This window comes from Nocardia sp. NPDC049149 (assembly GCF_043197455.1).
Lineage (GTDB): Bacteria > Actinomycetota > Actinomycetes > Mycobacteriales > Mycobacteriaceae > Nocardia.
In genome coordinates this window covers 128,751-139,662 of sequence record NZ_JBICTD010000002.1, presented here as the reverse complement: position 1 = coordinate 139,662, position 10,912 = coordinate 128,751, and the positions used below count along the sequence as shown (strand labels likewise).

The 10,912-nt window shown below is 67.3% G+C and carries 9 protein-coding genes; 3 read left to right on the top strand and 6 right to left on the bottom strand.

The features are described 5' to 3' along the window. Positions 1–51: 51 nt before the first annotated feature. The 3 genes from ACGFNJ_RS06365 to ACGFNJ_RS06355 form a co-directional block, all read right to left on the bottom strand. Positions 52–1,110: a metallophosphoesterase gene (locus tag ACGFNJ_RS06365; RefSeq protein WP_393444074.1), complete on the bottom strand. Its 1,059-nt coding sequence runs from the start codon at positions 1,108–1,110 to the stop codon at positions 52–54. A 420-nt stretch (positions 1,111–1,530) separates the two neighbouring features. Continuing rightward, positions 1,531–2,307 carry an SAM-dependent methyltransferase gene (locus ACGFNJ_RS06360; RefSeq protein WP_393444072.1) on the bottom strand — a complete coding sequence of 259 codons (777 nt, stop codon included), beginning with the start codon at positions 2,305–2,307 and terminating at the stop codon, positions 1,531–1,533. A 123-nt stretch (positions 2,308–2,430) separates the two neighbouring features. Then, complete coding sequence (locus ACGFNJ_RS06355; protein ID WP_393444070.1) at positions 2,431–3,471, bottom strand: hypothetical protein; 1,041 nt, start codon at positions 3,469–3,471, stop codon at positions 2,431–2,433. Positions 3,472–3,883: 412 nt separating this feature from the next. Here ACGFNJ_RS06355 and ACGFNJ_RS06350 point away from each other — a divergent pair, with 412 nt between their 5' ends. Beyond that, on the top strand, positions 3,884–5,017 hold the full coding sequence (locus ACGFNJ_RS06350) for an alpha/beta hydrolase (RefSeq protein ID WP_393444068.1): 1,134 nt from the start codon (positions 3,884–3,886) through the stop codon (positions 5,015–5,017). Positions 5,018–5,039: 22 nt separating this feature from the next. On the opposite strand, the gene ACGFNJ_RS06345 is transcribed toward ACGFNJ_RS06350, so the two are convergent. From ACGFNJ_RS06345 to gndA, 3 genes are all read right to left on the bottom strand, one after another. Further along, positions 5,040–5,300 carry a hypothetical protein gene (locus tag ACGFNJ_RS06345; protein ID WP_393444066.1) on the bottom strand — a complete coding sequence of 87 codons (261 nt, stop codon included), beginning with the start codon at positions 5,298–5,300 and terminating at the stop codon, positions 5,040–5,042. A gap of 10 nt (positions 5,301–5,310) precedes the next feature. Continuing rightward, positions 5,311–6,645, bottom strand: coding sequence for a S8 family serine peptidase (locus ACGFNJ_RS06340; protein ID WP_393444064.1), 1,335 nt, complete (start codon positions 6,643–6,645; stop codon positions 5,311–5,313). A 113-nt stretch (positions 6,646–6,758) separates the two neighbouring features. Next, complete coding sequence (gene gndA / locus ACGFNJ_RS06335) at positions 6,759–8,213, bottom strand: NADP-dependent phosphogluconate dehydrogenase (protein WP_393444062.1); 1,455 nt, start codon at positions 8,211–8,213, stop codon at positions 6,759–6,761. Between the two features lie 355 nt (positions 8,214–8,568). Between gndA and ACGFNJ_RS06330 the strand changes: the two genes are divergently transcribed. Next, positions 8,569–9,453, top strand: coding sequence for a siderophore-interacting protein (locus tag ACGFNJ_RS06330; RefSeq protein ID WP_393444060.1), 885 nt, complete (start codon positions 8,569–8,571; stop codon positions 9,451–9,453). Positions 9,454–9,517: 64 nt separating this feature from the next. Beyond that, positions 9,518–10,777 carry an enterobactin transporter EntS gene (entS, locus tag ACGFNJ_RS06325; protein ID WP_393444058.1) on the top strand — a complete coding sequence of 420 codons (1,260 nt, stop codon included), beginning with the start codon at positions 9,518–9,520 and terminating at the stop codon, positions 10,775–10,777. Positions 10,778–10,912 lie beyond the last annotated feature (135 nt).

Here is a 10,912-nt window from a genome sequence, read left to right as displayed (position 1 = left end):
CCCTCCTGCGTCGCGCAGCGTGCTCGGTTGCTGTGCGACGCAGGAGGCGACTCAGCGGGGGCGGTGGTGGGTATAGGCCAATCGGGCGGTAGAGGTGGCCGGGTCGACGGTGTAGGCGTCGAGGGTCAGCGCGTTGCCGCGGATCTTGGCGATCATGAAGCCGAGGCTGGAAAAGTCTTGCCAGAAGGACGGATTGGTGACATTCGAGGAGCCGTCGCCCTTCTTGGCGGCCGCGCCGCAGATGATTTGCTGGGTGCCCTTGGATTTGAGCGCGGTGTCCAGGATCTGCAAGGTGTGGTCGTGGCCGGAAAGGATGTAGTCCGCACGGCCGACGACGACCTGTTCGAACAGTTCCTGGAGGTGTTTACCGCTCATGTAGTCGCCGGTGGTGACACCGTCATAGGCGCCTGCGTTTCCGTGCTTACCGTTATTGCGGTACGGGTGATGGGTCAGCACGATCTTCCAGGTGGCGCGGGAGGCGCCGAGCGCGCGGTCCAGCCATTGCCGCTGCTGGCGCATGTAGGGGCCGTCCCATGCGTAATTCGGGTCGGTCTGCATCACGGTCGAGGCGACCGGAACCGTGTCCAGCGCGAAGAATTCGACAAGCGGTGCACCCGAGGCGGGCAGTGCGACCTGGTAGTACCGCGACGGCATGTACCAGCGGCGCGAGCGCTGGTGGTAGCCGACCTCGTAGTCGCCCTTGCTCGGGTTGCCGCCGCTGCCGGGAAAGATGCCGCTGCAGTCGTGGTTGCCGAGCACCATCAGCCACGGCACGTCGATGCCTGCGTTGGGTTGTTCGAACTTGGTCGAGAACTCGTCGTCGTCAACGCTTTCTGCGCCGTCCTCGTAGATGTTGTCGCCGAGCCCGACCGCCAACCCGATGCGCTCGGCCTGGTAGATCTGCTTCGCCGCGGCGGCCACCGCCCGCTGCCCTGCCTCGCCTGTCCCGGCGTCGCCGGTGATGAGCACGTTGAGATCCGAGCCGGTCGGCATCGGAAACTTGGTGTCCGCGTTGGCGATACCCGGCACCACCAAGCTGCCCGCGAGCACCCCCGCGCCGACGAGCAGACCGCGTCTGGAGATCACCGGATGGTCGTTCCTGTCCTGCATCAACTAACTCCCCTGCGTCCGATTGATATGGCGGGACAACGTTTAACGGGACCGAGCCAACGCCGAGCGGTAAACATCGGACGAATCCGCATCATCCGGACGAACAGGAGGTAGCGGGCGGAACTCGGGGTTCGTTTCGCGCCCAGAAACCGAGCAGGTGTGCCGCGATGGTGCGCCGAGCCGGGTGTCGGTGCTGGTGACAGGCCCGGAAAAGAGGGTGGATCACCCGTCCGGAAACCGAGTTGAAACACCGACGGTTCACCGGAAGAATAAGAGCCGCAAGGCATTCCGAGGCATATGTCGAGACGGGTTCGCCCCGCCCGTCCGCGGCTGGTTTGCCCGAGAATTCGGCAACCACCTTGCCGGGTGCGGCGCGGGCTTTCCGCAGATGGCCTGCGCCGCTCGGAAGGATGCTCGCCGTTACTTGCGGCCGATGCCGCCGTACATCACCATCTGGGTCTTGGGCAGGTCGCCCTCGAGCCATTGCTGGGCGGGCGCCACGCCGGGGCCGATTGCCTCGAAACCGTCGAGGAACGCGGCTATTTGGTCGGGCCGTCGGTAGACGACCTGAGACGGGCTCTTGTTGGTGTCTTCGTGCGAGCGGCTCTTGAACTCGGCGTTCGTCTCGTCGGAGGTATGAGTGAAGACGAATTGGCTGCCCGGCGCCATCGCGTCGCGGAAGGCGGCCACGATGTCGTACGGCTTCTCGTCGTCCATCACGTAATGGAGCACGCCGATGAGGAGGACGGCGACCGGTTCGCTGAAATCGATGAGGGATTCGGCTTTGAGATGGTCGATGATCTCGTGCGGGCGGCGGATGTCGGCTTCCATGGCGCTGAGCCCGGGAGCGTTGGCCAGCAGTGCATCACAGTGGGCGCGCACGACCGGGTCGTTGTCGATGTACACCACGGTGGCCGACGGATCGACCTTGCGGGCGACCTCGTGCACGTTGGGGGAGGTGGGGATGCCCGCGCCGAGGTCGATGAACTGGCGGATGCCCGCCTCCGCGGCCTGCTGCACGGCCATCACCAGGAACTTGCGGATGAACCACGCCAAGGTCCTGGTGTCGGGCGCGACGGCTAGCATGCGGCGGGCGACCTCGCGGTCGACGTCGTAATTGTCCTTGCCGCCCAACATGTAGTCGTAGATCCGAGCCGAGCTCGGCACGTTGGGGTTCAGTCCTGGTACCCGGTCCATTCCTGACAAGGTTTCCTCCCGATCCTCGTCCACAATCGTAGCGATCTTCCCGGACCGTCAGTGCGGCATTCCACCTGAGAATCAGCAATGGATACCGGGGTCCTGGCGCCGCCGGCGTGGACTTCATCCACCGGTGGTGAGCGTACTGGCCCTCACCATCAGTGCGTCGGCCACCGTGCGGGATCGGCGGCCGAGGCCGCACGCGGTGGCGACGCCATCGACCGGCCTGCCCATGGCCTGCTCGATGTTCTGCAAAGTTTGAAACTGCGCTGCCTCACTTGGGATGTCGTGCACCAGGCCCGCGTAGAAGCTGGTGCCCGCGCTCATGGCCAGTCCCGCGAGCGGTGCGTAGAACTCGGGGTCGACCGACGGTGGCTTGTCGCCCGCCGCGAACGGCGCATGGATGAATTCCAGGGTGCGGCCGGACGGCCAGTGGCGCACAACGGAATTGGCCAGATCGACCAGCGGCTGAGCGTCCCGCATCGTCGCCGTCGACTTGTTGTTCATGCTGCCGAGGCACAGGTGCACGCCGAACCGCGTTCCCTCGGGTGCGGCCGCGGCCACCGCGGCGATCCCCTTGCTCATCCCCATGATTCGGTCGACGAGCTTGTGCCTGGGTTGTGTCTTCGACATCACCACCAGTTCCGCCGTTGCTTCCAGCTGGATGACGACATCGTCGCCGACCAGCGCGTGCACGGCGGTTATTTCGCGAACGGTGGCGTCGACGAACGCTATTCGGTGCCGCAGCACCCCCGGTCGGCCCATCGCGATGAACGCCAGGGTAAAAGGCGTCGGCATCCCGATTTGGAGCGAGAGGCTCGGCACGTCACGGCCCGCGCGCAACTTCTTGAATATGGGCAGCGCTTCCTCGGCCTCATGGAGATACCACAGATCCATCATGTCGCCGGTGAGTTTCTTTCCGCGTGGCGCCCGATAGATGGTGCGATCCGCGGGTGACGTCCAATCCCCGGGTTTCTTCAATTCCAGGGCGCCCTGCGACGCCAGATCTTCGATTATCGGTTTGATGTAGAACTCGTAGCGTCGTGTCTCGCCCGTCGGCAGTGTCTTCAGCAGTGGCCCCGCGCTGTCCAGCATCGCTTGCATCGCGTCTGCTGTGCTCTCGGCCGGAAAACTTCCCACGAAGTGCACCGCTCGCGTACCCATGTGTCGCATCCTAGACCCACCGATTGCTGTTCGTGCACCTCTGAGACTTCCGCTGCGGCGTTGCGGCTGGAAGCATGCGCGCAGGCTTCGGTTACCGGATGATGGCTGCGAATCATGATGTGCAGTAGCATCATTGGCCGAATAATGTTCGAAGCTCGACCTGCCGATATCGCGGTGCGCACGCGCTGAGGTCGGCTGCCGTCGCCGAATGCTTGCCTGCCCCATGCTGTCATCTCTGCGTGCGCGCCAACCATGGCGGGTCCGTGGGGAGCTCGGCGACACGGCCCTCGCCGCGCGCGTTCAAGGGTGTCGTGAGTGCCGTCGATCCCGACGTTCGCGAGGTAGATTTCGCCAAAATTGTTCCGCCGCTGAAATCTTAAACGCAGGTCGTGCAACTTATTTTCGGTTTCTTTTGCGCAACAATGTATCTGATCTAGGTGAAGGTGTTGCGTGCTGTTCTCTCCGCGAGCTAATCTCCCCGCACCAAAAGATCGAACGAGAATGCCGCACAGGCATTCCCGTGTTTCTCCGAGGGGAGATCCTCGTCATGCGAGTCGCTATCCGAGCAATTGTCGTGTCATTTATTCTGATTTTCGCGCCCGCGGTGGCGCATGCCGATCCAGCGCCACCCGGCGGCTGCACGGCAGTTTCCTTCCCGCAACCCCTATTGGGAAATCTGGCCGCGACGCTGTGCCTGCCGACAACGGCGACGAACGCGGTCATCGTGATGATGCCGGGATCCAATTACAACCACACCTATTGGGACTTCCCCTATGCCCCTGATACCTACAGTTTCAGGCGGGCGATGAACAATGCGGGGTATGCGACCCTGGTGGTCGATCGGTTCGGCACCGGCGCCAGCAGCAGGCCGCTGAGCACCCTGGTCACCGCGACCGCTTCGGTGGTCGCGCTGCACAATCTCGTCGGCGCCTTGCGGCAGGGGTTGGCCGGGTCGCAACCTTTCGGCAAAGTCATCACCGCCGGGCACTCGCTCAGTTCCGGCATCGCGGTGAACGAGGCGAGCACTCACCACGACGTGGATGGTGTTCTGCTCACTGGCTTTTCACATTCACTGGACATAGTCGGCGTGACGGCGGTTGTTGCCACTTATCATCCCGCCGCGGCGGATCCGAAGTTCGCGGGTAAAGGGTATGACCCCGGCTACTTGACGACGCAGCCAGGCACCCGCGCGTTCGATTTCCACGGCACCGGCGTCGATCCCCAGGTGATCGCGACCGACGAGGCAACCAAGGACGTCTTCGCGCTGACCGAGTATCCCGATGGGCTGACCTCCACCGTGCCGCCGATCACCAACACCATCAACGTCCCGGTCATGGTGGTGAACGGTAGCCAGGATCGGTTGTGCCTCAACGCCTGTGCGACAACGGCAGCCTTGCAAGCCTCGGAGGCGCCGTTCTTCAGCGCCGCCGCCAGGCTGCGCACGTTCGTGCTGCCCGGCAGCGGACATTCGGTCAATCTCGCACCGAACACCGCGGACTATCAAGCCGCCGTTCGTGATTGGCTGAGCTCGACGGTATTGCACTGACGCTTCGCGTCGAATCCTGCTGTCACAGCAGGTTGTCGGGATCCCGCGTCGGGCCGTTGATCGGCTCGACGCGGGGGTCCGCGAAGACCTCGACATCGCCGTTGCCGCTGGTGGACATGCGGGCGGCGGCCGCGTCGGTGACCCGCAAGGCGTAGAGGCCTTGGTCGGGATCGACGGCGACCAGGCCGAAGGCGGTGTCGACCTCGTCGGCGGTGAGTGCCAACTCCCGTAATGCGGTGGCCAAGGTGGCGTTTCGCGGGAGCCGGACAGTGAGCAACGGCATGCGCACCACGTTACGCGCGGCTCGACAACCGGTTCAGTTCCCCGAGGACCGCCGCGGTGTCGAGGACGCCGTATCCGTAGTCGTAGTTGTAGCCGCCCGGTCGGCCGCTCGCGGTGCGCTGCAGCAGGGACCGCAGCTGTGCGGGCGGCAACGTGGTGGCCGACCAGGTGGTGCGGATCGCGGCGACCAGGCCCGCCGCGACCGGGCATGCGGCCGAGGTGCCGGTGTCCGGTTCGGTCGCGCCGAACGCGGTCGACCCGAGAAAGTGGGTGTAGCCGCACACATCCGGCTTGCGGTCGGCCAACCGGCCGGGGCCCTGGGAGGAGTAGCCGACCCACTGACCGGTGGTGTCGACGCCGCCGATGGACAGCACGGCCGGATGCGAGTTGGCCCCGGTGATCGGCCGGTCCGGAAACGCACAGCGGCCGTCCGGGCAGTTTCGCCCGCAGTTGCCCGCGGCGAACACGATGTCGGCGCCCGCGGCCTCCAGCGAACCGACGATCACGTTGAACGGGTGCGACGGATTGTCCGAGTAGTTACCGGGTTTCCCGACGGGGAAGTCCCAACTCGGCGAGAACGAACCCCAGCTGTTGCTGATCACCAGCGCGCGGGACGCGGCGGGCTGATCGGTGAGCACCGTGCGCAGCTGCGCGTAGCCGGCGAGCGCATCGGAGAGCAGTCCGTCCATGACGCTGCCGCCCTGGCGCCTGCTCTGCAGGACGGGGATGTCGATCAACGCGGCCCGCGGCGCGCCGATGAGCGCGTCGAACGCGCACATCGAGCCGTGCGCCACCGGGAATTCGCCCGCAGTTCCGGTCACCCCCGGCGGATTCCAGCTGCGTGCCTTGTCGATGGTCACTTCGCCGCCGCGCACCCGCTTGACGTGTGCGGCGTTGATGCCGGTGTCGACGATGGCCAGCGCAACGCCCGTGCCGTCCAGGCCCGCCGCGGTCAGGTCGTCGTGCCGCAACAGCGTCTCGACATCGTGCCAGGTGCCGACTGCGGGAGTGTCGCCGCAGGTGATATTGGTCTGGATCACCGGGTCCGCGAAAATCCCTGTGACACTGCGAGATCGAGCCAGTTGCAGGACGCCGGTCGCGACGTCGTCGTCGGCGATCTCGCCGCGCACCACCACCGAGGCGTCGGCGGCGGCCAGCGAGTACGACGCCCGGCTGGTATCGGTCACGGCGGGAACGGGTTTCGGCACCGCGACCGGAGCGTAGTCGTGGTCGAGCACGACGCCTGGCAGATGACCGGCAACATCGGCCGATGCGACCTCGACTGCGGGGTCGGCCACTGCGGTGATCAGATCGGCGGGCGGACGAAGCTGAATCAATACGCGCATGCACGACATACTGCCGTGGCGGACGAGGTTTCGCTGCTACAGGGTAGTTAACCGTCTCAGATTGCGACCAAAAAGGGTGCGCTCGTTGCCGAGCGCACCCCTCGCGTCCCGGCTCAGTCGGCCTTGATCTCGCTGCGGTCGCCGCTCCACAGCGTGTGGTATTTGCCCGCGACGTCGATGCGCTCATAGGTGTGTGCACCGAAGTAGTCGCGCTGGGCCTGGGTGAGCGCGGCGGGCAGCCGCTTGGCGCGCAGGCCGTCGTAGTAGGCCAGCGACGAGGCGAACGCGGGCACCGGGATGCCGAGCTGCACCGCGGTCGCCACGACTCGGCGCCAGCTGTCGATGGCGTTCTCGATCGCCTCCTGGAAGAACGGCGCCAGGATCAGGCTCGGCAACTGCGGATCGGCCGCGTAGGCCTCCTTGATCCGGTTGAGGAAGCGGGCCCGGATGATGCAGCCGCCGCGCCAGATGGTGGCGAGGTCGCCCGGCTGCAGGTTCCAGTCGTATTCGACGCTGGCGGCGGCGATCTGGTCGAAGCCCTGGGCGTAGGCGACCACCTTGGACGCGTAGAGCGCGCGCTCGATGTCGTCGGTGAACTGCTCGACGTCGGCGGGCTTGTCGGCGAGGTGTCCCGCCGCGAGGCCGACGGCGGCCTTGCGCTGCGCGGTGGCGCCGGACAACGCGCGGGCGAACACCGCCTCGGCGATGCCGGTCACCGGGACGCCGAGGTCCAGCGCCGCCTTGACGGTCCAGCGGCCGGTGCCCTTCTGCTCGGCCGCGTCCAGGATCACATCGACCAGGGGCTTGCCGGTCTTCGCGTCGACCTGGTTGAGCACCTCGGCGGTGATCTCGACCAGATAGCTCTCCAGCTCGCCCTGGTTCCAGTGCGTGAACACGTCGGCGATCTGCTTGGCGTCGAAACCGAGCGCGTCGCGGAACAGGTGGTAGGCCTCGCCGATCAGCTGCATGTCGGCGTACTCGATGCCGTTGTGCACCATCTTGACGAAGTGGCCTGATCCGTCCGGCCCGATGTGGGTGCAGCACGGGGTGCCGTCGACCTGTGCGGCGATCGACTCGAGCAGCGGGCCGAGCACCTCGTAGGACTCCTTCGGCCCGCCGGGCATGATGGCGGGCCCGTTCAGCGCGCCCTCCTCACCACCGGAGATGCCTGCGCCGACGAAGTGCAGGCCGCGCTCGCGCAGCGACTTCTCCCTGCGGATGGTGTCGGTGAAGAGGGCGTTGCCGCCGTCGATGATGATGTCGCCCTCGTCCATCGCGGCGGCGAGCTCCTCGATCACCGCGTCGGTCGGCTCGCCCGCCTTGACCATGATCAGCACCCGGCGTGGCGTCTGCAGCGCGGCGACGAATTCCTCGATCGTCTCGGTGCGCACGAAGTCGCCTTCGGCGCCGTGCGCGGCGAGCAGCGCGTCGGTCTTGGCGATGCTGCGGTTGTGCAGCGCCACGGTGTGTCCGTGCCGGGCGAAGTTGCGCGCGATATTGCTGCCCATCACTGCGAGGCCGGTGACCCCGATGTGGGCGCGTGCGCTCGATCCCGCCGATGACGTCATGCTGAAGGGCCTTTCACTCGGCGCGGACTCGACCGCGCTCCACCGACTGTCGACAACCGAGCGCACAGCTGATCGCCCGAGCAAGTGGTCCACACCGTCGCCGCGGGTCGCGCGGGTCGGGTAGGTCCGCTTGTGCCGCAAGAGAACCGTCGTCCAACCTACAGGTGCGCCCGGCGGCGTATTCGGCCCCGGTTCGTTGACCATTGCCTTTGCTCCGGCGGGCGCGGTCGGGCACAGTTCCGGGCGGTAGCGGTCACCTTGTCTCCGAAATTAAGTTAGGCTAACCTCATGCGTTGCGCTCGAGGTGCGCACCGTCGACCCGGGTCGGTCGACGGATCTCCATAGGACGCAAGGGATGTCACGCAATGCCGAAGATCTGCGCGGCCGGATGAACCGGACCGCACATCTCGTACGGATCGCCGAAGTGCTCGACAGCACGGCAGGCGCGAAGGTGCCCTACCCGATCGGACTGCGCGAGGTCACCGTGCTCGACGCACGCATGGTCGGGTCCGGGCTGCGGCGGCTCACCTTCGGCGGCCCAGGCCTCGACGGCTTCGAAAGTCATGTGCCCACCGAGCACGTCCGGCTGGTCTATCCGGATTCCGACGGCACCCTGCGGCTGCCGGAACAGGTCGATCTCGAGCTGAAATGGCCACGCCCACTGCCGATCTCGCGGGAGTACACGGTCCGGCGCTTCGATCCGGTGGCCGGCGAGCTCGACATCGATTTCGCGCTGCACCCCGGCGGTCACGCGGCGAGCTGGGCCGCGGCCGCCACACCGGGGACGACCGTGCACATCGCGGGGCCGCCCGGCGGGCTGGTGGTGCCGCTCACCTACGACCGCTATCTGCTGGCAGGCGATATCACCGCGCTGCCCGCGATCGCGCGGTGGTTGGAGGCGCTGCCGTCGCACGCGCGGGGATGGGTGTTCGTCGAGGTGGCCGACGCCGCCGAGGAGCTCGACCTGGTGGCGCCCGAGGGCATCGAGGTCCGCTGGCTGCATCGGGGGAGCGTGCCCGCCGGATCGTCGGACCTGCTCGAGCAGGCGGTGCGCGGCGTTGCGCTGCCGGAGGGCGAGCGGGTCTATGCGTGGATCGCCGCCGAGGCAGGCGTGGTGCGGCCGCTGCGGCGCTGGGTGCGCGAGGTGCTGCGGGCCGAACCTGGCGGGGCCGAGGTGACCGCCTACTGGAAGCGCGGGCACGCGGACTTCGACGAGGACGAGGCGGGTGACGCCGCATGAGGCTGCCGGGAACGCTTGTCCTCGTCGGGTTGTCGCCGCTCGACGCCATCGCGACGACGAACGGATGACCGTGCTGCGACGTCTGGTCATCGATATCTCGCCACTACGGGAGAGCAGGGCCTTCCGTTTCATCTTTGTGGCACGGCTGATTTCGCTGCTCGGCATCGGTCTGCTCATGGTGGCGCTGCCGTATCAGGTCTATCAGCTCACCCACTCCAGCCTGCACGTCGCGGGAGTGTCGGTGACGACCGCGCTGTCGATGTTCGTCGGCAGCCTGTCCGGTGGCGTGCTCGCCGATCGGCACGATCGGCGGCGCACCATTCAGCTGGCCCGCTCGCTCGCCGGGCTCGGCTTCCTGATCCTCGGCGCGAACGCGCTGCTGGCACATCCACTGCTGCCGGTGATCTACGGCGCCGCTGTGCTCGACGGCGTGGCAGGCGGGGTGAGCAGCTCGGCGTTGATGGCGCTGACGCCCGCGCTGGTCGGCCGGGAGCGACTGGCCGCCGCGGGCGCCTTGATCACGCTGACCACCGAGCTCGGCACCGTCGTGACGCCGAGCGTGGCCGGCGTCATCATCGCCACCGGTGGGGTTTCGGTGACCTACTTCGTCGCGGCGGCCGCCACCGCGGTGACCGTGACGCTGTTCCAGGAGGTCGGCGCGCATCCGCCCACCGGGTCGGTGCACGAGCCGCCGCTGCGGGCCCTGCTAACCGGAATGCGTTTCGCCGTAACGCATCAGATGGTGCGGGGGGCGCTGCTGGTCGGGCTGGCCGTCATGCTGGTGAGCGGGCCGATGGTGCTGCTGCCCGCGTACAACGACACCGTGCTCGGCGCCGGATCCGGTGTGCTCGGCCTGCTCTACGGCGCACCCGCCGCGGGCGCGCTGATCGGGTTGTTCACCAGTGGCTGGACCGGGCGCGTCCGGCGCAACGGCAGGGCGCTGCTGCTGTCGGTGGCGTTGCTTCCGGTCGCGTTGATCGTCGTCGGGGCAGGCGGCACCACGGTGCTCGCGGTGCTCGGGCTCGCCGGATTCGGGCTCGGCCGCGCGGTCAACGACACCTTTCGTTTCGCGCTGCTGCAGCAGCACACCCCCGACGAGTTGCGCGGCCGGGTGTCGAGTCTGTGGCTGGTGCAAGCGGTTTCGGGCACCGCTGTCGGATCGCTGGTGGCCGGGCTGCTCGGCAACTTCTTCCGCGCGGACACGGCGCTGTTCGTCTATGGCTGTGCTGCGGCGGTGCTCGGCGTGCTGCTGTGTGCGGTGCTGCGTCCGGTCTGGTCGAGCACTGTTCACACGGCTGAGCCGGTCGCGGATCGCGGCAAGTGAACCGCCGCTGATTGCCGTGGGGGGGGGGGGGGGGGGGCCCCCCCCCGCCCGGCGGGGGGGGCCCCCGGGGGGGGGGGGGGGCCCGCCCCCCCCCCCCCCCCCCCCCCCGGGCCCTGGGGCGCCCCGGCGGGGGGC